The organism is Rhizobium sp. BT03, assembly GCF_030053155.1.
In the GTDB taxonomy this organism is placed as follows: domain Bacteria; phylum Pseudomonadota; class Alphaproteobacteria; order Rhizobiales; family Rhizobiaceae; genus Rhizobium.
Genome location: NZ_CP125641.1, coordinates 421,779 through 445,883 on the forward strand (window position 1 = coordinate 421,779; position 24,105 = coordinate 445,883).

Here is a 24,105-nt window from a genome sequence, read left to right on the forward strand (position 1 = left end):
GAGACATATATCGAACTTCCTAGCGCTCGTGGGCAAATGTTGACGGGGAACCCTGTTTTGCCATGGATTATAAAGCCGGCGAGCAGGCGCTGAACGCAGCCATCATGGAGTACCCATGGATGGATTTCTATCTGGTGAGCCTTGACGAGACCCGCGCACTGGTCAGGGGCACGCTGGATATAAGTTATGGCTACCAGTTGCAAATAGAGCTCATCGGCGTGAGCTACATCGACTGCCCAGCCAGCTGGAAGACTGACACAGGCAAGGAGGTCTTCTCCAAGCCTTTGCCGGAGACGCTGCCGAACGAGGTGCGCCAGCGCCTATTCGACAACAACGCTGGTGACGTGTTCCGCTTCGCGGTAGATGGCTTTCACGGCACTTGGTTTGCGCACATCGTGGCTATGGAAATGCGGTTCAAAAGCTCCTTAGGACAAGCGTATCTGCCTTGGTAGGGACGATTGGGTCGCCGGCTCCCGCAAAAGACAAGAAGCCCTCCCCCGGCGAACCGGAGCAGGCCATTGCCTATAATCCGCCGCATCAACGTGCGAGCGTTAGCCAATCGCCGATCGTCGTCCCCAAACGTCGCACGGACCGTGTGGCGGGGATGGCGGGGCGCTCAGTTGCTATGGTCTTTCTGACTTCACGCGGGCTGAGCCCGAATTCATGGCTGAAGGCGCGCGTGAAATTGGCTGCAACGTCGAAGCCGGCGGCCTCGGCAATCTCCGAGATCGGCCTGGTGTCGGTCGGGTTGGTAAGATCCGCATAGGCCTGCAGCAATCGACGTTTGCGAATGTAGTTGAAGACGCCCCCGCTCGTTTCGAACAATTGGTAGAGCCGCGTCCGCGAAATACCAAGCGCACGGCACATGGCCTCGGGCGTCAAGCTCTCTGAATGAAGATTGAGGTGAATATAGCGATGCGCCCGCTCCATCAGCCCCATATTGGTCTGTTCCTGACCGCGATCCAAATTCGCGGACGATGCAGCGCATGCAACGACCATATCGCCGATCGTCCGGATGATCCGCGGCACCTCCCCCACCGTCAAATTGCTGAGGTTCGCTTCCAGGCCGTCGATATAGCTGACGAGCAATTCGGCGAGGCTGCCGGAGAGGGCGATGTTGTGGGCGTTCTGCAGAAGAGGCGCATCATGGGTCAGCAGTTCATAGGGCAGGAAGACGAGCACCGCGGCTGAATCGGTCATCCGCCCACGGTACGGATAACCAAGAGACCTGAAAAATATCTCACCCGGGCCGGTCTCCGTTACATGGCGATTGGCCTCGGTCCAGGCCCGGCCGCTGCGAAGTACGCCGACCTTCCAGTGATCGATCGGGCTCGATCGCAGCATGGCCTGATCGCGAATATAGCTGCATGCCTGCGCATGCTGCTGGACGATGAGGATATCGCCGAGCTGCCAGCCGGTCTGTTCCGCGAGAAAACCGTCGTCCTCTGATTTTCCATCCGGCAGATGAACATCGACAAGCGGCGCCATGTGTGATCGCCAGGACTGGAATTGTTCTTTCGGCGGCAGGTCTTGCGTCGAGAATCGCAACGGCACCAGTGCCGGCGGAACGTCCCCCCGATGTTCTTTCTGCGGGGACGGTTCGCGCGGCCAGCGCCGCCGCTCCAAATGGGCCGGCCACTCCCGTCCACCAGCGGGGTCATCTCCAGACTCCGTAACCATCCAATTCCTCCAGCGCATAAGCCGATCCGGGCTGTTGAAACTGAAGCAAGCAATCGTTTTCGCGGCTGAAACGTCCGCGCAACCCATCCGATGGAACCGAATCGACTGAAGCTCTACGTGCATAAGCTACTTATCATATTCCTATGCGAGCAGAAATGGACGGACCGATAATTTTCGGGATGCGGCGATAACGACAATTGCGTCCTGTTCCTGTATCTAAATGAGCAAGGGTTGGTTCCAAGGACATTCGGAAAGCCCGAATACTCACTTGCCAGTGCAATGCAGTTTCAAAGCACTCCCAACGTGAAGCGACACCAATTCACAACAAAATATTCAAGCAGAGGAGGATAGGTCGTGAACTATCGGGGCAATATTCGTGCGCGCTTTGCGCGAGCATCGGGTTTCCTCTGCTCACCTTCGTGCGAGACGCTCCTGAGGCCGGACATCGGCAAGTAAGGACGCGAAGGGGTTGCGCGCAGGCCGAGGCCGCCTGTGTCGATGCGTAATGAGGCCGAGGCCTGCACGCAACCCTTACTATATCCACATCCACCCATTGGCGAATTTTGTGACGCTGCCCATGTCTGTGGCAGAACGGAGGCTACGATGACCACCGCATGTGAGGAAGAACATATCGAATTGAAGCCGATTTCGAACTGCAGACGAGAGGTCGAAGTCGCGATGGTGGAAATGCTCGTGAGTTTGCAGAAACGCGGATGGTCTGCTGCGGAATTGGCATTGGAGCTCGCAGACGCCTCCGAAGATCTCGTCATGCTGATCGCGACCAAAAAGCTTCGACCGCATTAACGCATGTCATCAGGAAGCGTGCGGCAGTGCCGGAATAACGACATGCATAAAAACAAAGAACTAATGCGCACCGCATATCAAGTTTCATGCGATGCGCATTAGAAAGAAGATCGCTTGGAATTATGCTGTTTCCGACTAGATGAGATGGCAGCGCTGTCAGCGCGGCGCAGTGATTTCCCGCTCCATCAGCACCCTGTCACGTCAGTCGTCGCGCCGCCGCAGATGGCTTGACCATGCCCCCAGCACCGCATCGATACGGTGCCAAGCCCCCGTCGGCGGCGTTTCCTCCACAGCCGAATTGTTTCTACCGCAGCGTTGCGGTCCTCTCTTGTCTACTAATTTTCGATGCGCTAAATTATGCAAGAATGAGTTGCATCCGTTTGTGCCGGCTCGATAGGGACGGATGGCTGCAGAAGCGATAACTTCGGATGCCAACATGATCTGGAACCATCGCATCACGCGCATCGTTGTCGGCCTGCTGCTGCTGACGCTCGTGACTGTCGTCTCATTGCCGACGATCACCGGCTTTACCAGCCTTGATGGCACGGTCAATGCGCGGTTTGCTGTCGTCAATGCGCCGATCGACGGCACGATTGCGGAAGAACCTCTCAAGGTCGGCAGCCCTGTTAAAGCGGGAGAATCCCTCGCTGAAATCAGAAATACGCGCGTCAATCACGCAATCCTCGCTTCGCTCGAGGCAGATCGCAATACGGCGCTCGACCGCGTCGCGGCGCTGAAAAAAGAACGGGAGGAGCTCTCCGCGCTTCGCGAGGAATTGTCTGCCAGATTGGAAGTCTACAGGCAGACCACCATTGCCAATCTCGAACGCGAAGTCGAAATCCTGCAGAAAAAGGTCGAAGTGTCGCAAGCGCAGGATCTGGTCGCGCAGGTCGACCTGAGCCGCCGGATGCAGCTCGAGTCAAAAGGCATTCTGACGCAGAAGCTGGTTGAGTCCGCGCGTGCTGCCGGCGCTGCGACCGGCGGCGAGGTCGAAATCAGCAATCTGACTGTCGATCAATTGCAGCAAAGGCTCAATGCGGTTCGCCAGGGCATCTTTGTCTTCGGCGACGGACAGAATGACGTGCCCTATTCGCGACAGCGCGAGGACGAGGTGGTCGTCCGCATCAACGACTTGAACTCGCGCATAGCGGAAAACGAGACACGAGCCGCCGAAGTTCAAAAGCAGCTGGTCAAAGAGGCAAGCCGCGTCAGCAGCCTTGAATCCGCAACTGCAATAGCGCCGTTCGACGGCGTTGTTTGGACCAGGAGTATCGTCAACGGTTCCAACGTCGTGCTGAACGACGAGCTGATGCGCCTTCTCGACTGTCGAGAGCTGTTCGTGGATATCCTTGTTCCCGAGGTCAACTATGACGAGATCTATCCAGGACTCGTCGCGCAGGTGCGCTTGTTCGGCCGCAGCGATCTCTTCCAAGGTACGGTCGTGTCCGTCAGAGGCAGTTCGGCTTCGGTCGAGGCCGATTCCTTTGCCGCCAGTTTGCCGCCGTCGACACAACGCAATGCCCGCATTCGGGTTCGCCTCGACCCATCCTTCATGAACGACGACTTTGCGAATTCCTGCCAGGTCGGGCGCACGGTGCAGGTACGGTTTTCCAAACACGGCATCAACCTATCCAACTGGGTCAAAAGCCTGTGGTTCAGTATCTCGTAGCGCTGGTTCCGACCTTTGCCGTTCTGGCCTTCTTCTTCTTGGGGCCTTTCAATTGGTCGCGCCGTCACACTTGGACACGGGCGGTGACCTGCGCGTTCGTCGCAGCAATCGCATTGCGATACATGTACTGGCGTTTGACGGAGACGGTGCTTCCCTATCCGGACGGCGGCCCGAGTTTCTACTGGGTGTGGATCCTCTTCGCCGTCGAGGTCCTGGCCTGCGTCGAAGTCATCCTTTTTCTGGTATTGATGAGCCGCTACGTCGACCGCAGCGCCGAAGCAGACAGGCTGGCGCGCGTTTTCTTTGCGCGGGAGCAGCATGAGCTGCCGACTGTCGATGTTTTCATTCCCACCTATAACGAGCCGCTCGACGTGCTCGAGCGAACGATCATCGGCGCCCGCTCACTGGATTATCCTGCCGGCAAATTGAATGTGTATGTGCTTGACGATCAACGCCGGGATTGGCTGAAGGCCTATTGCGAGGAAAAGAACGTCATCCACGTGACGCGCGGCGACAACAGCCATGCCAAAGCCGGCAATATGAACAATGGGCTGAAGGTCAGTTCGGGCGATTTCATTGCGATCTTCGATGCCGATTTTGTTCCCTATCGGCATTTCCTGCGCCGGACCCTGCCCTTCTTCTCAGATGACAGCATCGGCATCGTCCAGACACCGCAACATTTCTTCAATGTCGATCCGGTGCAATCGAACCTCGGCCTGGAGAATATCTGGCCGGACGAGCAGCGCCTGTTTTTCGACGAGATCGCGCCCAGCCGGGACGCCTGGGACGTCAGTTTTTGCTGCGGGTCATGCTCGATTGCCCGCCGCAAGGCCGTCGACGCAATCGGCGGGTTTCCGACGGAGTCGATCACGGAAGACCTGCTGACAACGCTTTCGATGCTCAACAAAGGCTACAAGACGCGCTACCTGAACGAGCGGCTGTCGATGGGACTGGCCGCCGAAAACCTCACCGGGTATTTTGTCCAGCGCGAACGGTGGTGTCAGGGGGGTATTCAAACCCTTTATTTGTACAACGGCCCGCTGCGCGGCCCGGGATTGACGCTCTTTCAACGGATCATGTTCCTGCCGGCATCATGGCTGGTGCAGTATCTGGTCCGCTTCACGATCTTGCTCGTGCCGATCGTCTATCTCTGGTTCGGCCTGCTCCCGCTCTATTTCACCGATATAGCCGATTATGTCGCGCATCAGGTGCCGCTGCTGGCGGCGTATTTTCTGCTGATGCTGTGGATCACGCCGACACGCTATCTGCCTGTGGTTTCGAGCGCCGTCGGGACCTTTGCGACTTTCCGCATGCTGCCGACCGTGATCTCCAGCCTGGTGCGGCCATTCGGCAAGCCGTTCAGGGTGACGCCGAAGGGCAGCGGCAACGAGGCCAACCAGTTCGACCGCTACAGCTTCACCTGGATCGCCAGCATCGTCACGATCACCGTCGTAGGTCTGCTGGTCAACGTCGTGCCGGAGACGTCGCATGTGCAAGGCCAGTTTTCGCCGGTCGCGGCCTGGTGGTCAGGGATCAATATCGTCGTCCTGCTCATCGCGTCACTGATCTGCTTTGAGAAACCCCGGCGCCTGTTTCATGCGTTCAAGCTCGATGAGCCCGCTGTCGTAGACGATGTCCCCGGCCAAATCGTCAGTCTGGCACTTGATAAGGCCGTCGTCGCAGTCCCCAACATGGCCCGATTTCAATCCAAATCGGTCATGTTGAAACTCCCCGGCTTCACCCCGTTCAAGGCGGAGCTCGGACAGGTCACGCAGCGACGAAGGAGTGTCAGTCGCACCGGCGACAAGCAAGCCTATTACCTGCACCTTTATTTCGAGCTCAGCGGCGCGGCGCGCGACAGCATGATCGTCAAACTCTACACCGGTCAATATTCGCGGGATATTCGCGACATCGACAAGGTTGCCGTCTCTCTTAATCTGCTGTTGCGGTCGTTCGGCCGAACGCGCACCTTGTAGCCCGACCGACCCATGCGAGGGGTCGGTCGCGTCTTTGACGACGTTGGTCTCGCTTGATCGCCTTGAAGTGATGCAAACCTCCACTCCGCCTGTTTGCGCTGCCAATAGGCAGGACTAAATTGCCAGTGGCGTCCTATTGTTTTAAGTGGCTGGAGCGAGAATTTGACCGATTTTCAACCCGGTCACCGTCTGAGAAACGAGCGGTTCAGGATTCCGAAACGATGTTGGTTCCCGTTCCACATCAATCAGTATTGATCACCGGCGCACGAGCACCGGTCGCTCTGCACCTTGGACGGCTATTCCATGGAGCGGGTTGGCGCGTGCTTCTTGCCGATACGCCCGCTGTCCCGATCGCAGCCGCCAGCAGCGCCTGCGACACCTACTTCTGCTTGCCGCCGCCGCGTTTCGAGCCGCAACGCTACGGCGATGTGGTCGAGGCGCTTGTGAAACGGGAAAATGTCACACTTGTCGTGCCTACCTGTGAGGAAGTCTTTTATCTTGCTGCGATCTGGCGCGAGCGAAGCCTGACTGCACGGCTATTTGCGCCAGACGCAGATTTACTCCGTCGGGCACACAACAAGTTTGATTTCATCGAACTCTGCAGAAGCCTCAATCTGGCTGCGCCGCATACGGTGCTGCTGCAGAACCGCGCCGACCTTGCCTCCATTCGTTCCGAGGCGTCACGACTGGTCTTCAAGCCTGCTTGGTCGCGCTTCGCAAACCGGGTTCTCCTTCGGCCAAAGCCCCAAGAGATCGACACTCTTACGCCCATGGTACACGCGCCCTGGGTCGCCCAGGAGTTTATCGCAGGCGAAGAGCTCAGCGCTTATGCCATCGCACAAAACGGCAGCTTGCAGGCGTTCTCCCTCTATAGCTCTACCTACCGCGCTGGCAAGGGAGCGGGCATCTTCTTCAAGCCTATCGAGAACAGCGCGGCCAAGGCTTTCGTCACAAATTTTGCCGCCGGCACCGGTTGGACGGGCCAGCTTTCCTTCGACCTGATGCACAAAGCGGATGGCACCGTGCTGCCGCTTGAATGCAACCCTCGTGCGACGAGCGGCCTGCATTTCTTCCGCAATCCTCAGGCTTTCGTACAGGCGATTTGCACCGGCGAAGGCAGCGTCGAGCCGGATGTCATGTGCCCACAGACCGTACGCCTCGCTCTGTGGTTCTATGCTCTGCCGGCCGCACTGCGCGCCGGCGATCTCGGCGGCTTCCTCCGCAACCTCAAGGGCGCAGATGAGCTTCTCGACTGGCCGGGAGACCCGGTGCCGAAGCGGGCGCAATGGCGCGCGCTCGGCGAAATCGCGGCACTCGCCCTGCGCCACCGGATCTCCCTGCAGCGCGCCTCCACCCGCGATATTGAATGGGACGGTCCGGATCAGAGTTCGATGTAAAAGGTCTCCGGACGATCAGCAGCAGGCGGCACGGTGCCGGCTACGATCGCCTCGATGCTTCGGCGCAGGAAATCCAGCGGCCCAACGATAGGGGAGGCTTCCGGCCAGTAGGCCGCGTTCTGGCTCGCCGATGTCAGCACTCGCCGGTCCTGCTCCAGGGCAATGCGAAACATCGGTCGGAAGGCGAAGGATTTAAGGTGATCAAGTAACCCGCCGCGCGGACCGATCAGGCAGCCGATGCCGTCCACGTGGTTATCTGCCGCCTGCCGGAGGTGGAATGTAGTGGCAAGCACCAGGCCTTTGGCTCCCCAATATTCCAGCTCCGCAATGCCGGGATGGCGGAAGCGCCCGATCGTCTTGACCCGCGTCCCTTCCAGCAGCCGGCTAATCAGGCCGTGTTGGCGCTCTTCCCCGGTATAACAAGCCTCGACCCAGCCGGGACCGCCAGAGACATCGACGCGCACACGCTGCCGCTCGCTACTGAGCCCGCGCAGAAGGCCCTTGTGCGTGAAATGCGTATGCGTCGCGTCAAGAATGTTCTCGGCCGTATCGACCAGCGTCGAGCGCGTGCTGCTGCGGGCGAGCTTGAGGATAATCTTCTGTCCTTCCGCACAGTGCAGATAGGGTTGTCCTGCCGGATCGCCCCGCGCCACGAAAACAACACCCTCCTTCACGACCGTCTTCAACCGCGGCACACGATAGCTGGGCACCGCGCCGGTGAGCCCGGGAATGGTCGTGCAGGCGCCGGTCGCGTTGAAGCGCCAGCCATGATAGGAACATTCGATCTCGCCGTTTTCGACCCTGCCCTTCGACAGTTCCACATGCCGGTGCGGACAGCGGTCATGCAACGCGGCAATCGTCTGTCCACTGCGAAACAACACGACAGGCAGCCCGGCAAGCAAAATGCGCCGCGGTGTCTTGCCGATCTCGGCGGCGATGGCGACCGCCTGCCATCCATCGGGGGAAAGGCTCATAGATTGAATGCCTCCAGAAGCGGAATGCCAATGCGTCGCAGTATTCCTTCCACAAGCCGCACCGCAAGGCGCTGCTTTGCCGGAAGGTGGACGACATAGACGGCGTTGTACTCGATAACAGGCTCGGCGCCGCGCAAGCTTTTGAAGCGGCCCGCACCGGCGCTCATGTTGAAGAACAGACCACGCTCGGCCGCAATCGCCTGGCCGGTCGCCATCACCAACCGATAGAGCCCATCCTTCAGAGGAAGGCTGGTGTCATATCCGACGATCGGCTGCGTCAGCGTGCGACCATTGGCGAAGAAGCCTGACACAGCCGCGAGCCGCCCCGCTCCGTCCCGGAAGCCGATAAGGTCGAACAGGCCGAGCCGATGCATCTCTCGAATATAGAGCGCGGTGTAATGCGGATTCAGCCGGGTGTATTTGTCGAGATAAAGCATCTTGTAGAGCTCGGCGGAGCGCTCGTAGTCCGCATCTGTAAAACTGTCGCCGGGGGCAAAGCGGTAGGATGTGCGACTGAGCAGCGTGCGGTCGTAGCCCCGGTTCTGAGTCTTGCGCCCGTCATTGCCGGAGAAGAGATAGATGCGTCGTGCCGCAAGCAAGCGAAAGCCGGCCGCCTTGAGACTGTTGATGGAGGGACCGTCGGCCCTTTCATTGAGCGAACGGATGACAATGGCGCTGGCGGGAAATCGCTCGCCCAGTTCGGCCGCAAGCGCAGATGCCGCCGAGGGGCCGATTGCGGGCACGGGATTGGTGGAAAGCAGCCAGTTGTTGACCTGCACCTGCTGATCGAGCCCGATCCCCACCAGCGGGCGGCAGGCGCGAATGAGTTTGCGCGCAGCCCAACGCACGATGGGTGCGGCGGCAAAATTGCGTGTCTCTTCGATGGCGTAGTCGACATAGGCACTGCTCGGGCAACAGATATAGCAGGTCGGGGCGTCTCTCCGGTCGTTAAAGGTGATTGGAAAATGCCGACCTTCCACTTCGATAGCATCGACCTTTGTCGTGAGGTTGCTGATGAGTTCGGGCACGGGAAAGGCGTTGAAAAGCGCCACGAAGCGACGAACCGCCTCCGGCTCGTTGCGCACACGCTCGCTCTCCTCCGGTAACGTGATCATGCCCCGTCCTCAGGCCGGTACCGGTTTTCCACCCGCCGGAGCTTGCGATGAGGCTCGAAAGCCATCGCCTCCCGTCGCAGGACGACCATCGGAGAAAGGCCGCGCTGGGAAAAAACCAGGCTGAGCGCGTGCTGCGCGGCCTTGGCGCTCTCATCTGCAAGTTTCGGCTCCAGCACAAGCGCGACCGTCTCCGGATTCTCCTGCAGGATGCGGAAATCAGTGATCGTGCGGGCAGCAGAGAGCACAGCGTTACGCATCGCGTCAGGCGTTACCAGAAGCCGCATGCCATCGGTGCGGTCGAAGACAAAGGCGTCATCCAGCCGGCCGACGATCTCGTCCACCGCCCTGAGCGGGGACCCGCAGGCGCAGGGGCGGTCCGACAGACGCAGCAGGTCGTTCATGCGGTAACGTGCCATGATCTGGAATCGGCGGCGGAAGCCCGTCACGCACGGCGCAACCAGGCCACCGGCAACGGGCTCGAATTCGAAGACATTGGCGTCCTCGGCAAGATGTAGCCGGCCTTGCGCGCAGGAGACGGCGAAAAGCCCCTCCGTCGCCATATAGATCTGCCCGAGCCGGTTGCCGAAGCGTGCCTCGATGATAGTGCGGTCGACGGGATCGAGCGTTTCCGCACCGGCAAAAAGCCGCCGCGGTTTCAGCCGTTCGGAGTGTTCGGCAAGATGGCGCAATACCCGAGGCGGCGCGACGATAGTGGTCGGTGCAAAATTCTCCAGCGCAGGCAACCAGCTTTCGACGCCACGCCGCAAGTCGAAGAATTTCAACCGCAGCAAGCGTGAGCGGTTGGCGCCGTCATAAAGCGGGGAATTCTGGGGTAGGATGATGGCGACGCGCTCGGGTTCGATAAGGAAACGCGGCACCGCCTTTGCGAGAATCGTGCCCAGCCAGCGGTCCTGTTCGGACCCGTCGACGGCGTAGAGGGCACGATTGCCGCTCGTGCCCGTGCTGGCGCCGATGCTGACATCGCCAAGCCGGCCGGTGGTCTCGAAGGCGCGCCAGCCCTCCTCCGCGGTGATGCGCCCTCGGTTGAAGGCCGCAAAATTCGCCATGACGGTGGTCTTGTCGATGATCGGCAGAGCCTCCAGCCGAGGCGCCGCACCGCGGTAGAATTCGACACTGGGCAGGCTGCGCTGAAGCCAGCGCTGAAGAGCGTCGGCTTGCCAGCGTTCGAACGCGGCGCGCGCGCTCCCGGCGCGGCAAGTCCAGAGCGTTTGCGCGAAGGCCGAAGCAATGCGGAGGCGGCACGTCATGGCGTGTCCTGCGCAAGGTCATGAGGACTCGACGCGGGGTCGTGGCACAGAAGCACCTCGCCGCCCGCCCGTCGGAAAGCGAAGACCCGACGCGTGCTCTCGGCAACCGCCAGAGGATCGTCCGCAATCAGGCTTGCCGGGAAGCCGGGACGCCGGTCGTCCTCGAGTGCGTCCGAGGACCATTGTGCATCCACGGCGTAGAGAAGTGGCCTAGGCAGGCAGGCGAAGCAGAGGCCGAAATGACCCTCGGCATGCCCGGGAAGATTGATGGCGAGCACGCTACCATCACCGAAAAGATCGCGGCCCTTCCCGAGGCCGAGTGGAGCTTCGCTCACGGCAAGTCCGTCGACATCAACCGTCCGCGAAACAAGACCGGCTGGCAGAAGTTCGGTGAAAATGCCGTGGCGCAGGTTTTTCCGAGCAGGCTGCTTCAAGATCTTTCCCAGCACCTCTGTCTTAGCGATGATCCGTGCCGTCGGGAATAAATCAAGACCGGCGACGTGATCGGCGTGGAAATGGGTGATAATGGCGATACTGACGTCATCGGGAGTGAAGCCGAGCCTGTGCAGCACGGTTTCGGGCTGGCCGTCCACCGCCAGATCAGGACCGAGGATCGCATTGTAGAGACGTAGCCCGAGACCGCGTCGCCCCCGCGTCACCCTTGGCCCATATCCAGTATCGATCAGCACAAGCCCGGCCGCCGGGTGCTGGAAGAGACCGTAGCGCACCTTCAACGGCACACACCGCCAGGTACCGCCGCGCACGAACAAGCGTTCGGGCGCGGTGACGATGGCGCTGTTGGCGAAGACAGGCTTCATGGCGCCCACCGTTGGTCCAGCGTCATGGCGAGCCCTTCTTCCAGTGAAATCCGAGGTTGCCAGCTGAGCATCCGGCGCGCTTTGGAAATATCGAGGCTTTGCCGAAAGGCGAAAAGGCCGAGCGTGTAGGGCGTCACCAACGGCTCCGGCGAGGCTGAACGTGCAAGGCTCGCCAGTTCCACCAGGCGCGCAGCCACAAGTGCTGGATAGAACGGCACCTGCTTCCAGCGCAGCGGAACGGCAAGCCTCGTGCAGACACGCTCGACGATATCGCGCACAGGCACGATTTCACCGCTCGAAATATTGAATATTTCCGCTTCAGCCGGACCGGCCGTGAGCACCGCCTTGATAGCCGCCACCACGTCATTGACATGAGTAAGGTCGATCGCAGCAACGCCGGAACGCAACAGCGGCAGAGGACCGTGGCGGGCGGCGGCGATCAGGCGGGGCAGCAGCGTCGCCTCCCCGGCGCCATAGATACCACGGGGCCGCAGGTTGACCGGGCGGAGATTTTGTCGCGCAAGAACCAGATGCTCCGCCTCTGCCTTCGTCCGCGCATAGGCATTGATCGGGCGTGGCAGGGGCGCGGTTTCGAGCACGCCGGTCTTGTCCTTGAGCTCGAAGTAAACCGTCGGCGAGGAAATGTTGACGAAGCGGCGGGCGCAGAGCGCTTCGGCAAGATCAAGCGCGTTTCGCGTGCCTTCGATATTGGCCGCCCGAAAGGCCGCGAGACGACCCCAAGGCGCCGAAAGCGCAGCACAATGGACGATCGCATCCACTTTGCCGATGCTGCCCGCCAGATGCAGGACGGGATACGAAACATCCGCACGAACGGTCGTAAAACCAGCGTCCTGAAGGTTGCGGCAACGCGATTCGTTTCTGCCGAGGGCGACGGTGTCGAAGCCGCAGGCGCGCAGGTGCCGGATCAGCGCGCCGCCCAGAAACCCCGTCGCTCCCGTGACAAGTATACGCATCCAGCTCAAACCTCGATGGCCATGCCGCCGAAGGAGACGCCAGCCGACGTGCCGAGCAGCAGAAGCCGCATTCCCTTCGTGATCCGCCCCTCCGCCCAGGCGATGTCGAGGGCGGTCGGAATGGAGGCTGCGATTTGGTTGCCAAAGCGCGCCGCGATGTTGACCACGCGCGCAACAGACATGCCCGTCTGCTCGATCATGTGCTTCAAAGCCAGCGGACTTGCCTGGTGTGGCACGACGAGATCGACATCGGCGGGCGACCATCCGGCGGCGGCGAGAAGTTCGTCGACGAAGCTGGGAAAATGGCGACGCGTGATGCGGAACAGCTCCTTGCCGTCCATGCGGAACACGGCGTGGGCAGCAAATTCTGCCGGTTGCCGCTGAAAATCGAAGCGCGTACCGCCGGCGCCGATCTCGCAGGCCTCATAGGCCGAGGGATAGGTGCGCATGACGCTGGCACGGATTGTGCTGTCCCTCTCGGCAGCCACCGTCAGGACAACCGCGGCCGCCCCGTCGCCGAACAGCGCCGCAACGTCCGGCTGCTCCTTCCAGGGAAGCGCTCGCGAAGCGATTTCCGCGGAAAAAACAAGCGCAACGCGGGACTGTCCGACGGCGATGCGGCCGGCCGCCAGATCAACGGCTGTCAGGAAGCTGAGACAGCTCGCGTTGACATCGAAAGCTGCCGCATTGCCCTCGGGGATGCCGAGCCGATGCATCACCAGCGGGGCGGTTGTCGGAAGCGGTTGATACGGAACGCCGCAAGCGCCGATTACAAGATCAATTTCTCCAGGGCCAACGGCTGCCTTTTGCATAGCAAGGCGCGCAGCTGCGACAGCAAGAGTGATCTGGTCGTCGTCGTCCTGGCAGACGTGACGGCTCAACACACCAGAAAGCCTCTCGAGATGACCCCGCGCAAAGCCGAATTGCTTATCGAGATCCGTCGACAAAACTATCCGCTGCGGAACGAAATGCCCCATTCCTGCTATCCGCATTCGAAGAATATCGCTGCTCCTTCAACCGAGACTCCTTTGCATGGTGTACGTCTTCGTGAATGGTTCCGCAAACATTGCCCCAATTCGACCGCTGCCGTCACACCAAATTTCGAAGTCACTGAAAAGCGGATATTTGTTGACCGCACTCGTCCCTGCATTTTTCGGGAAGGCTTGGGTTCGAGCGTTTTTTCCAGACCGTGCAAGGGCACGATTCCTTCAAGCCCCGACAGGAGATGTTGCGGTACAAATTTGGCTGGGGCGCAAGTCGACGAATGTCGGGAATTCTCGATCCCGATGCGTGGCCAGTTCCTGTTGACCCATTTCCCAACTCTGGTGAAATGTGCCTCCCGTGAATCAATTGCGGCCAGCGGCGATCAGGGCGTGCGCGGCATCGCGGAGCAGACCCGTCGCCTCGCCGGGTTCGAAGACCTGCATGCTGACAAAGGCGCCGTTGATCAGCACCGCGAGTTGGCCGGCAAGTCGGTCGGGTGCAGCAACCGCCAGTCGCCCGGCGATGGTCTTCAGGCGCCTCCGCATTTCACGCATATGGGCGTCGGCGACTTTGCGGGCGGGGTGGCCGGCTTCCGGAAACTCGGCCGCCGTGTTGATCTGCGGGCAGCCCCGGTAATTGTCCCGCCCTACCCGTTCGCCGATCCACTCGAAATGGGCGTCGAGTTCGGCGCCGGCGTCATCCGCGTGCTGTTCGGTTACCCGGTCCCAGGTGCTCCAGAAGTCCAGGTCCTCGCGCTTCAGGAAAGCCGCGATCAAATCGTCCTTGGTGCCGAAATGCCGGTAAAGGCTGGTTTTGGCGACACCGGATTTTTCCACCACCAGATCGACGCCGACGGCGCGGACGCCGCGCCGGTAGAAGAGTTCCGATGCCGTCTCGAGAATTCTGTCCCGCACCTCGTTCACGGCAGGGGCGTTGGCTGTGCTTTTCGTCATTGCTTATCTCCAATTCAGTCACACTAGCAGAAAGTTGGTTGACACGCTACAGACCTGTATGTTTTATAAAGGACAGACAGGTCTGTAGCGCAGGAGAGAGCAATGACCACGCATCAAACCGACACCATCAGAACACCCCAGGCCGTCGCGGTCTTCGGCGCCAACGGCCATACCGGCCGGTTTGTCGTCGCCGAACTGTTGCGGCGCGGGCTGAAACCGATTGCGATCGGACGGAGTATCGGGCGACTGGCCGAAGCGGGCTTTCCGGAACGTGGCGTCGAATGCCGTGAAGCAGCGATTGAGGATGACGCGACGCTGGACAGGGCGCTCGCCGGCGCGGCGGCGGTCATCAACTGCGCCGGCCCGTTCATGGACACGGCCGACGCGGTCGTGCGCGCCGCGCTGCGGGCCGGCATCCATTATCTCGACGTAACGGCTGAACAGCCGAGCGCACAGGCCATATTCGACCGGCATGAGGCTGCTGCCCGGAAAGCGGGTGTGGCCGTCATCCCGGCCATGGGATTTTACGGCGGCCTAGCCGATCTGCTAGTGGCAGCCCTGATGGACGAATGGCAGCATGCCGACACTGTCGAAATCCGGGTTGCGCTCGACAGCTGGCTGCCGACAAAAGGCACGCGGGTGACCGGGCAGAAGAACACCGCACGGCGCCTGGCCGTCAGCGGTGGGCAGCTTGGGCCGGTGCATCAGCCGCCGGCCGAAAGGGTATCCGTTTTACCGGCCCCGTTCGGCCGGCAGACATTCGTCGAGCTTCCATTTTCGGAAGTGCCGCTGATCGCCCGCCGCGTCCGCACTAGGGAGCTGCACAGCTTTCTCAGCACGACAGCCCTGCGCGATGTTCGCGATCCGTCGACGCCCCTGCCCCAGGCCATCGATGAAACCGGGCGCTCGGCGCAGCGCTTCGCCGTCGAGGTGATCGTCACGCAAGGCGACCGGCAGCGCCGGGTTCTCGCCCAGGGACAGGACATCTATGCTGTCACGGCGCCGATCATCTGCGAAGCGGTCCAGCGTCTTCTGTCGGGCGACATCCGCGATACCGGCGCAAAGCCACCAGCTGCCATTTTCCATGCGGCGAGCTTCCTGGCCGCGCTCGGCCCCAATCTGTCGGTTGAGACATCGATATCGACGGAGACGCCGCGGATCACCGGAACGGCACCATAGTGCTTGCGGGTTTCGTCGAGCGTCACCGATGCCATGCCGTTTCCTCCAGAGATCAAAGACCGAGCTGCCAGATGTCGATGGCGATTATATTTCCCTCGGCTGCGGTCAGACGTGCCGTGCTCACCCCCTTGAAGCCGGGCAGCCGCTTGGTTCCCGTCCAGCGGCCATCGTCGGCGAAGACCTCGATCGAGCCTGCATCGAGGAAGATCCGGACGGTCGATGGGCGTGCGCCGGCGGCGATATAGCGGGGCGATGGCTTGGCATTCGCCACCGAGAAGGGAATGCTCAGGCCGTCGTCGTTCAGCTGCACCGCGACCGTCGCCGCGGGATGTTCGAGATCGAGGCGGAAAGCGTTGCCGGCCTCACCGAGGGTGAGCAGGATTTCGACGGAGCCGTTGGCGAGATCGACGCTCCGGCCATCCAGAAGACTTCCGGTATCCAGCCGTCGCTGCCGCAGGCTTTCGACCCCTGACACCGGCGGCGTGATCAGCGCACCATCTTGCAATGCCAGCCGGCGCGGCAGGGTCATCGCCGTCGGCATGTCGATCTCTCTCGATATATCCGTCCAGTTCGCGAGCCAGGCGATGCCGATAGGGCCGGTCTCGTCGACGAAGGCCTGGAAGGCGTAGGCGTCGGTGCCGAAATCCAGTTCCTGCTCGAATTCCACGGAGAAGCTGTGGCCATCGAAACGGCCGACGGTCGCAAGCGTCATGTTGCGCCGGCCGGTCGCAGGGTCGCGGCTGGTCAGCAGACCGAAGATCAAGGCCCAGCGCGTCGTCGGCTCGCTGGCGGGACCGTCGAGCGGCACCATGCAGGGGCACTCCGCCGCCGTCATCCCGAAGCGGTTCTCGCGGTGAAGCGTGCCGAGGAAGGTCCATCCCGTCGCCGCGGCCGGATCGTCGGTTTCGTAGAGCAGGATGACGCCGCCCTCGCGGTCGCGTGTGCCCACCAACATCTTCCATTTGCCGTCGGGGCCTGCGAAGACGTATGGGTCGCGGAAGTCGGTCGTCAGATTGAGACCCTCGGGACGCGCCGGCAGGATCAGGCTCGCCGGCTCGACGTTGACAAGATCGCGACTGGTGGCGGTGAACTGGACCTGTTCCTCCGGTTCGCGATCCTTCATATGCTCGGTGAAAAAAATGCGAAGGCCCGCTTCATCGCCGGGGAGCGCGATCGCGGAGCCGGAAAATGCCCCGCCCCGCCCGTCGGCCCGCTGAGCGAGTTCATCGGAAGGGAAAAGAAAGATGGGGAGATGCTTCCAGTGAAGATAGTCCTCGGAAACCGCATGACCCCAATGCATGTTGTTCCACCGAGGGCTATGGGGATAATGCTGGTAGAACAGGTGCAGCTTGCCGCCGAACCTTCCGAATCCGTTGGGATCGTTCATCCAGCCAAACAGCGGACGGAAGTGATAGCTGCCCGGGACTTCAGGTGTGGCGGTGCAATGCCGGACATGCAGCAGCCGGATGCCTTCTTCGAGAACGCGGGGCTGAAGGAAGGCATAGAGCACCGATATCTCGGTCGTAACGGGATCGTAGGAGAAAGCCGCCTCTCCGCCGCTTTCCAGCGTCAGCAGCCGGAACTCGAACTCGTCAGGATTTGATGTTTCGACAGCACCGGCCGGGTCCCCGTCGACATGGGCCGTCAGCCTGCCCGGGGCACCGCCATGCGATGCCTTGATCCAGGCATGGATTGTGGTCCCTGCGGGCAGGACGGCGCTGATCGTCTCCAGCCCCATTTCATCGGAGGGAGAAATCGCTTGGCTTGTCATCAATTCAACCTTTCACGGCGGAGCCGATAAAGGAGCTCACGAACCAGCGCTGGAATGCGAGGTAGAGCCCAAGGATCGGGATCATCATCAAAACGGAGGCGGCCATCGCGCGATCCCAGTAGATGCTGTCCTGTCCGAAGAAGGTGGCGATGGCCACCGCGATCGGCCGGGCATAATCGGTCTGCGTGACGAGGATCGGCCAGAGATACTGGTTCCAGGTCTCGATGCCCATGAGGATGGAGACGGTGGCGAGGGCCGGCAGGCTGAGCGGCAGGAAGATGGAGCGATAGGCCCGGAAAAACGAGGCGCCGTCGATCTCGGCGGCCTCAAGCAATTCCTTCGGCAGTTGCGCGAAGAACTGGTAGAAGAGGAAGATATAGAGCGGGCTGGCGACCCAGGGCACGATCTGCACCGCGAAGGTGTCGGACATTCCCGCCCTGGACACCATGATCACCAGCGGCATGATGATGCTTTCCTGCGGGATCACATAGAGCGCGATGACGATCGACAGGATGACGGCGCGGCCTTTGAACGATCCCCAGGCCAGGACAAATGCGGCCATCGAATTGACGATCAGGCCGGAACAGACCGTCGTGACCAGAATGATCAGCGAGTTGATGAGGTAGCGCCCGAAGGCGAGTTCGCCCGAGAGGTGGCCGACCTCGGCATAGTTGGACAGTGTGGGGTTCGAAACCCAGAAGGCCCGGAAGCTGCCCATATCGGCCAGAATCTGGAACCGGTCATCCTTGAGGCTTGCCACGACCAGCAGCAGCAATGGAGAGACGATCACCAATGCGATGATGAAAATGCATATCGTCTGGATGATGCGAAGAACCGTTGCGGCGGAACGGGGCCGCGTTGTGCGGGCCTGCGCGATCGAGAGAGCGATATCAGACATCGAAGCGCCTCAGGAGCTGGCGCTGGATCAGCGCGATGACGAGAACGATCACGAACAAGATGACCGAGACGGCGGAGGCATAGCCCATCTTCTGCTCTTCGAAGCCGGCGCGGACCATGTAATGCACGACAGTTTCGGTGCTGCTCTTCGGCCCGCCCTGGGTGAGAATGGCGACCTGGGTGTAGAGCTTGAACGCCTGGATGGTGGTGATGACAAGCCCGAAGACATGGGTCGGCCTGAGGCCGGGCATGGTCACATGCCAGAAGCGCCGGAAAACATTCGCGCCGTCGATCTTGGCGGCATCGTAGAGTTCATCGGGAATGCCCTGGAGGCCGGCGAGATAGACGATCATCTGGAAGCCGTAGGCCTGCCAGGCCGAGAGCAGGACGAGCGAGAACATCGCCCACTGGGGATCGCCGAGCCAATCGATCGGCTGGATCGCTCCGCCTGAGAGAAAACCGAGGATCTGGTTGAACGGCCCGGTGGGATACTGGAACAGGGTGCCCCAGATGACGCAGACCACGACCATCGAGGTAATTGCCGGCAGGAAGAACATGCCGCGCAGCAGGTTGCGGAACGGCAGCTTCTGATGCAGCAGCAGCGCCGTCGCGAAGGCGAGGCCGCACTGCGCCGGAATGATCCAGAAGGTGAAGCGCGAGACGTTCCAAAGAGCGGTCCAGAACAGATCGTCCTGGAAGATGCGGATGAAATTGTTGAACCAGACGAACCGGACGGGCGTCGGCCGCGGCACCAGAGGCTGGTTGGTCATCGCCGTCCAGAAGGACAGGAGGAACGGCAGGATCAGAAAGAGGGTCAGCAGGATGACGGCCGGCGCGAGCATGGCCGCTTCCTGCATCAGCCGTCCCCTGTCATGCCGGCGCGCCGGAGCCTTTCGGACGGATGTCGACGATATCGCTTGTTGCATGGCCATTCGCTCCTCCTCTCCAGCCTGAATGCCGGTTCCGCCCTGCGATATCAGGCGGGGACATCGCAGGGGGGCACGCCTATTGTTCTTCGCCGAACGGCGGATAGCCGTCATTGTCCTCGATATCCTGATCGATCTTCTTGGCGGCTGACGTCAGCGCCTCCTTCGGATCGCCACCATTGAACACCTCGTCGACCGCCTGCATGAAGGCGGAGGTGATGGTCGGATAGGCTGGGTGCGGCGGGCGGGCGACGGCCGTCTTCGATGCCTGCTCGAAGGCGATCGCCATCGGGCCGCCGGCAGCATAGAGCGGCGATTCGGCAGCGAAGCTCTTCAAGCCGGGATAGCCCGACTGGCTGGCGACGTAAGTGCGGAACTCCTTGTCCTTCAGCAGGAAGCTGATGAACTTGCCCGATATATCGGGATGCGCCGAGGTCTTGGTGATCGCCCAGATCCAGGTGCCGTCAGGGCTCGCGCCCTTGGCGCCGAACTTCGGAAGCGGCAGCACGACGATATCGTCCTTCATCGTCGCGGCGGCCTCGGCATAGACCCAGTGTCCGCCGAGCGCCAATGCTGCCGGATTGCCTTGCGCGAAGAACTGGTTGGTTCCGGCCGACTGCGGCACCACCCAGCCGTTCTTGACCCATTTCTGCATCATCGCCAGCGCATCGACGCAGGTGTCGCTGTCCAGCGTGCCCTCGGATTTCCAGGCCTTGCGGTCGATCAGGTCGCAGCCGGCCGATTGCAGGATCGGGCCATAGGCATAGGTGATCCATTCGGTCTTGATGCCGTAGCCGCGGAAGGTGTCGATCGGCCATTTCACGCCGTCGAGCTTGGAAAGCTTCTCCAGGTAGCCTTCGAATTCCTCCCGGGTCCAGGCATCGTCGACGGATTTCGGGATGCGGGCGCCGATCGCTTCGAGATATTTCTTGTTGCCGTAAAGCACGACCGAGGAGTCGGTCAGGCCGATCGCGTAGAGGTCCTTGTCGATCGGGTATGTGCCCTGGGCGATGTTGGACTCCGTCATGTCGTCGAGGAGATCCTTGTCGATCAGCGGCTTGATCGGCTGAAGATAGCCCGACCAGACGTAATTGGCGAGGAACGGCGCATCGAGCTCCATCACGTCGGGCAGCTGCTTGGCCATGACGGCGGCGCTGAACTTCTCATTATAGGCATCGTGCGGCGCATAGATGAACTGCACGTCGACATCGGGATTAGCGGCCTCGAACCGTTCGGCGACCTTGCCATAGGCGGCGACAAAACCGGGGTCGCCCTGATGCATGACCTGGATTGCGGTTTTCTCGGCTGCCTGCGCGCCTATGGCGGATAGTGCCGAGGACAGGACCAGAGACCAAAGTAAACGTTTACCCATTAGAATTCCTCCTCCATTGAATGGGCCTATTTCAATTTATACGGATGCCCGCTCCACCAGCTGGAACGGCAGTTTCTGCACCCCGACCGGGACCCGGTCTTCGGCAAGCAGGATGTGCGCAGCCTGGCGGCCCATGGCGCGATGGGGCAGCGCCATGGTGGTCAGCGGCGGGTCGAGGCGCGAGGCGATCTCGACCTGGTTGTCGAAGCTCGCAACGGCGACGTCGTCGGGAATGGCGGCACCCGCCCGGCGCAGAGCGGCATAAACTTCCATCGCCACGCGGTCATTGCCGCAGAGGATGGCATCGGGGCGCCGGGGGCCGTTCATCAAGTCATGCACATGCGCGGCCACGAGGCTGTGCGCCCGGTCGCTGTAGATCGCCTTGCTGACGGCGGGCAGGACAATGGCGCCGGCGCCGTCGATGCCGGCATGATCGAGCGCCTGCCGGAAACCGAGTTCACGCAGGTCGCCGGCGAGCAGCCCCGGCAGATTGATGAAGGCGATATTGCGCCGGCCGGCATCGATCAGGTAGTTGGTAATCTCCAGCGCCGCCCCCGTTTCATCGGGCACCAGCGAGGTCACGCGGTCGTTGGCATCGCGGCAGTTGATCATGACGCCGACCGTGTCGGCAAATTCGGGCGGCAGGTCGACGCTCTTGTGATACATCGCGGCATAGGCAATCGCCCGCGGGCGAAAGCGCCGCATCTCGTCGAGGATCGACGCCACGCTGCGATGGCCGCCGAGCGTCATGGCGAAAACGGCCATGTCGGCAGCGCGCACGGCGCCATCGAGCCCTCTGATGATCTCGGTGGCGAAAGGCGAGGTGATCAGATCGTCGGCGACCAGGCCGACGAGCGGCATCCAGCCTTGCCGCATGCTGCGCGCGGCGAAGTTGGTGACATATCCCAGCTCCTCGGCGATCTCCTTGATCCGCTGGCGGGTGTCCTCCGACATGCGGGCCGAGCCGCCATGCAATGCACCTGACACCGTTTTAACGGAGACACCTGCGCGGGCGGCTATGTCGTTGAGTGAGGCGGTCACGGGATCTCTTTGGGTTATCGATTACCCAAATTGATATCGCTCGTTTTGCGGCAAGTCAAGTTATGATGGCATGGCTGACGCAAATGCCGTCTCCCGCAGCGCATGGTCGCGTAACCCCCGCGGGGTGTTGATAGGGCGATCAGTTGACGGGCTCCGTTCACGCGAACTGCCAAGCGGCGATTGGTGCCTATATGGAAAGGGTGGTATTGCCCTGTACCAGCTCGAGCCGGGCTTGCCAGAAATCCGGCACTGGCTCCTCCTCCGTCATCCGCAACAGCGCCTGTGCGGCCTTCTCTCCGATTTCCATGCGCGGCACATCGATCGTGGTGAGCCGCGTTCGGACCGCATTGGCGAGCGACGTGCCGTTGAAGCCGACCACCGAAATCCGCTCGGGCACCGGAAACCCAGTCTGGTGCAGGTAGGAGAGGCCGCCCAGCGCCATGGCGTCGTTGAGGAAGTGAATGCCATCGATTTCAGGATGCATCCGCATGAGCTGCTCCGTCAGGAAGCGTCCGGTGACGGCTTGCCGCGGCCTGTCTTCGCAGGTCACACTGACGAGATCGACGTGGGCGGCGGCAAGCGAGGATTTCAGCGAGAGATGACGCCGGCTGGCACTGAGGTCCTTGTCGAGTTCGGCGCCCACATAGGCAATACGCCTCAGGCCGCGATCGAGGAAATGGTTTGCCACCAGGCGCCCCGCCTCCTCATGTGATGGACCGGCGCTGAAATCCAGCGCCTGCCTGTCGCAATCCCAAAGCTGGACCGCCGGGCAATTTCGCCGCGCCAGAAGCGCTTGCGCATCGGCACTCCTTGCCATGCCGCCGTTCAGCAGCAGTCCGGCTGGCTGGAAGGACAGCATTGCCCGGATCACGTCCGCCTCGACCGACGGATCAAATTGCGACTCTCCGATGAATGTCTGAAACCCCCTCGGCCTGAGTATGGCGTTAACCCCGCTGAGGACTTCCGCATAGACGATGTCACTGGTCGAGGGGATGATGACCGCCACGATCCGGCTTCTGCGTGAACTCAATGTACCGGCGAGGCTGTTGGGCAGGTATCCAAGCTCACGCGCAGCCTGCCTGACCCTCTGCCGGGTTTCCTCCGAAATGTTGCCGACCTCGCGCAGCACCTTCGACACGGTCATTTTGCTCACCCCCGCCTTGGCAGCCACTTCAGCCAAGGTGACGGTCTTGGGGCGCTCTGAAGCCACGATTTTCTCCCGCTCTTCGATGCTTATGAATTCGCTTGACGCAGCATAATGTTATCGATAACGTTGCTCAAGGTTAGCGATAACCTTAATGCTGACAGCATGCAATCTCAAGCCCTTCCGGCATCCGTCCGGTCGGCGCGATGAAGGGTTTTATGCTGGCTATGGGAGGTCCGGCACACCGGTTCGCAAGGCTTCGAAGCAGAAGCGCGCGAAAACGTGACCGTTTGAAATCATCCGGAGGAGGAAGGTCAATGAAGTTTTCAAATAGCATCCGAACCGCACTGGCTGCGATCGGGATCGTCGCGGCCGGCCTGGCGTCTGCCGTCGAGGCGCATGCCGTCACTTTGAACGACATCATCTCGCGCGGCACCGTCCGTATCGGTGTTTTGACCGGCGCGCCGCCGATGGGAATGGTCGATGAAAAGGGCAATCCCACCGGCTACGATGTCGATGTCGCCAACCTGATCGGCGGCTATCTGTCGCTGCCGGTCGAGCTTGTGCCGTTGACGCCGCCGGCCCGCATTCCGGCCTTGCAGACCGGCAAGGTCGATTTCCTCGTCGCCACCCTGGCGCCGACCGGGGAGCGCGCCAAGACGGTGATGTTCACCCAGCCCTACAGCGCCTTCAACATGGACATCATCTCCGGCCCCGACCAGAAATTTGCCAAGCTTGCCGATCTCGAAGGCAAGCGCGTCGCCGCCAACCGGGGTTCGTCGCAGGAGACAGCGCTCCGCAAGGCTGCGATTCCAGGTCTGGAAATCGTCGTTTACGAGGATGATTCCACAAGCGCGCAGGCGCTGATCGCCGGCCAGGTCGATGCCGTCGCGCTGCCCTCGACGGTCGGCGATGCGATCATCAAGCAGCGCCCGGATGCCGGCCTGCAGGTCGGCTTCACCTTCTTCCAGCAGGGAAACTCGATGGCCACCAAGCTGGACGATTTCGAACTGCGCCAATGGCTCAACACCGCTATCTACCTGATGAAGATCTCCGGCGATCTCGACAAGATTGCGACGAAGTGGACCGGCCGGCCGATGCCGACGCTGCCGACGTTCTGACCGCAGTTCTCGAGGATCCGCCGGCGATTGTTCCGGCGGATT

The 24,105-nt window shown here is 61.2% G+C and carries 21 protein-coding genes; 7 read left to right on the forward strand and 14 right to left on the reverse strand.

All coding sequences use genetic code 11. From position 1 onward, the window contains the following. Nucleotides 1–62 precede the first annotated feature (62 nt). Nucleotides 63–452, forward strand: a complete 390-nt coding sequence (locus QMO80_RS23795; RefSeq protein ID WP_283200344.1) for a hypothetical protein — start codon at nt 63–65, stop codon at nt 450–452. Nucleotides 453–537: 85 nt separating this feature from the next. Here the strand turns inward: QMO80_RS23795 and QMO80_RS23800 are convergent, their stop codons facing one another. After that, the gene (locus QMO80_RS23800; RefSeq protein WP_283200345.1) at nt 538–1,680 is read right to left on the reverse strand and encodes an AraC family transcriptional regulator; all 1,143 of its coding nucleotides are present in this window, start codon (nt 1,678–1,680) and stop codon (nt 538–540) included. Between the two features lie 603 nt (nt 1,681–2,283). Here QMO80_RS23800 and QMO80_RS23805 point away from each other — a divergent pair. The 4 genes from QMO80_RS23805 (at nt 2,284) to QMO80_RS23820 (ending at nt 7,526) form a co-directional block, all read left to right on the forward strand. Then, complete coding sequence (locus QMO80_RS23805; RefSeq protein ID WP_085740182.1) at nt 2,284–2,484, forward strand: hypothetical protein; 201 nt, start codon at nt 2,284–2,286, stop codon at nt 2,482–2,484. A gap of 436 nt (nt 2,485–2,920) precedes the next feature. Continuing rightward, nucleotides 2,921–4,153: an HlyD family secretion protein gene (locus tag QMO80_RS23810; RefSeq protein ID WP_283200346.1), complete on the forward strand. Its 1,233-nt coding sequence runs from the start codon at nt 2,921–2,923 to the stop codon at nt 4,151–4,153. Then, nucleotides 4,135–6,129 (forward strand): glycosyltransferase, encoded by a 1,995-nt coding sequence (locus tag QMO80_RS23815; RefSeq protein WP_283200347.1) that lies wholly within the window; start codon nt 4,135–4,137, stop codon nt 6,127–6,129. Before QMO80_RS23810 ends, QMO80_RS23815 begins: the two co-directional genes overlap by 19 nt. Nucleotides 6,130–6,350: 221 nt before the next feature. Further along, entirely contained in the window at nt 6,351–7,526 is a 1,176-nt protein-coding gene (locus QMO80_RS23820) for an ATP-grasp domain-containing protein (RefSeq protein WP_283200348.1), read from the forward strand. Here the strand turns inward: QMO80_RS23820 and QMO80_RS23825 are convergent. The 7 genes from QMO80_RS23825 to QMO80_RS23855 all read right to left on the reverse strand — a co-directional run bounded on the left by QMO80_RS23825 (nt 7,511) and on the right by QMO80_RS23855 (nt 14,612). After that, entirely contained in the window at nt 7,511–8,500 is a 990-nt protein-coding gene (locus QMO80_RS23825; protein ID WP_283200349.1) for a Rieske (2Fe-2S) protein, read from the reverse strand. The genes QMO80_RS23820 and QMO80_RS23825 overlap by 16 nt on opposite strands. Next, nucleotides 8,497–9,615, reverse strand: a complete 1,119-nt coding sequence (locus QMO80_RS23830; RefSeq protein WP_283200350.1) for a GNAT family N-acetyltransferase — start codon at nt 9,613–9,615, stop codon at nt 8,497–8,499. Before QMO80_RS23830 ends, QMO80_RS23825 begins: the two co-directional genes overlap by 4 nt. Further along, on the reverse strand, nt 9,612–10,883 hold the full coding sequence (locus QMO80_RS23835; protein ID WP_283200351.1) for a CoF synthetase: 1,272 nt from the start codon (nt 10,881–10,883) through the stop codon (nt 9,612–9,614). The genes QMO80_RS23830 and QMO80_RS23835 overlap by 4 nt, the downstream gene beginning before the upstream one ends. Further along, nucleotides 10,880–11,701, reverse strand: a complete 822-nt coding sequence (locus QMO80_RS23840) for an MBL fold metallo-hydrolase (RefSeq protein ID WP_283200352.1) — start codon at nt 11,699–11,701, stop codon at nt 10,880–10,882. The genes QMO80_RS23835 and QMO80_RS23840 overlap by 4 nt, the downstream gene beginning before the upstream one ends. Beyond that, nucleotides 11,698–12,675, reverse strand: coding sequence for an NAD(P)-dependent oxidoreductase (locus QMO80_RS23845; protein WP_283200353.1), 978 nt, complete (start codon nt 12,673–12,675; stop codon nt 11,698–11,700). Before QMO80_RS23845 ends, QMO80_RS23840 begins: the two co-directional genes overlap by 4 nt. A 5-nt stretch (nt 12,676–12,680) precedes the next feature. Further along, nucleotides 12,681–13,667: a 3-oxoacyl-ACP synthase III family protein gene (locus QMO80_RS23850; RefSeq protein ID WP_283200354.1), complete on the reverse strand. Its 987-nt coding sequence runs from the start codon at nt 13,665–13,667 to the stop codon at nt 12,681–12,683. A 354-nt stretch (nt 13,668–14,021) separates the two neighbouring features. After that, nucleotides 14,022–14,612: a TetR/AcrR family transcriptional regulator gene (locus QMO80_RS23855; RefSeq protein WP_283200355.1), complete on the reverse strand. Its 591-nt coding sequence runs from the start codon at nt 14,610–14,612 to the stop codon at nt 14,022–14,024. Nucleotides 14,613–14,714: 102 nt separating this feature from the next. Here QMO80_RS23855 and QMO80_RS23860 point away from each other — a divergent pair, with 102 nt between their 5' ends. Then, on the forward strand, nt 14,715–15,791 hold the full coding sequence (locus QMO80_RS23860; RefSeq protein ID WP_283200356.1) for a trans-acting enoyl reductase family protein: 1,077 nt from the start codon (nt 14,715–14,717) through the stop codon (nt 15,789–15,791). A gap of 52 nt (nt 15,792–15,843) precedes the next feature. Here the strand turns inward: QMO80_RS23860 and QMO80_RS23865 are convergent, their stop codons facing one another. From QMO80_RS23865 to QMO80_RS23890, 6 genes are all read right to left on the reverse strand, one after another. After that, on the reverse strand, nt 15,844–17,562 hold the full coding sequence (locus QMO80_RS23865; protein WP_283200357.1) for a GH32 C-terminal domain-containing protein: 1,719 nt from the start codon (nt 17,560–17,562) through the stop codon (nt 15,844–15,846). Nucleotides 17,563–17,566: 4 nt separating this feature from the next. After that, nucleotides 17,567–18,460: a carbohydrate ABC transporter permease gene (locus QMO80_RS23870; protein ID WP_283200358.1), complete on the reverse strand. Its 894-nt coding sequence runs from the start codon at nt 18,458–18,460 to the stop codon at nt 17,567–17,569. Further along, a complete protein-coding gene (locus QMO80_RS23875) occupies nt 18,453–19,391 on the reverse strand; it encodes a carbohydrate ABC transporter permease (RefSeq protein ID WP_283200359.1) in 939 nt (312 codons plus the stop codon). Before QMO80_RS23875 ends, QMO80_RS23870 begins: the two co-directional genes overlap by 8 nt. 73 nt (nt 19,392–19,464) lie before the next feature. Next, complete coding sequence (locus tag QMO80_RS23880) at nt 19,465–20,757, reverse strand: sugar ABC transporter substrate-binding protein (RefSeq protein WP_283200360.1); 1,293 nt, start codon at nt 20,755–20,757, stop codon at nt 19,465–19,467. A 36-nt stretch (nt 20,758–20,793) separates the two neighbouring features. Continuing rightward, nucleotides 20,794–21,798, reverse strand: a complete 1,005-nt coding sequence (locus QMO80_RS23885; protein ID WP_283200361.1) for a LacI family DNA-binding transcriptional regulator — start codon at nt 21,796–21,798, stop codon at nt 20,794–20,796. Between the two features lie 187 nt (nt 21,799–21,985). Then, entirely contained in the window at nt 21,986–23,008 is a 1,023-nt protein-coding gene (locus QMO80_RS23890) for a LacI family DNA-binding transcriptional regulator (protein ID WP_283200362.1), read from the reverse strand. A gap of 251 nt (nt 23,009–23,259) precedes the next feature. Here QMO80_RS23890 and QMO80_RS23895 point away from each other — a divergent pair, with 251 nt between their 5' ends. Continuing rightward, the gene (locus tag QMO80_RS23895) at nt 23,260–24,063 is read left to right on the forward strand and encodes a transporter substrate-binding domain-containing protein (RefSeq protein ID WP_097603879.1); all 804 of its coding nucleotides are present in this window, start codon (nt 23,260–23,262) and stop codon (nt 24,061–24,063) included. Nucleotides 24,064–24,105 lie beyond the last annotated feature (42 nt).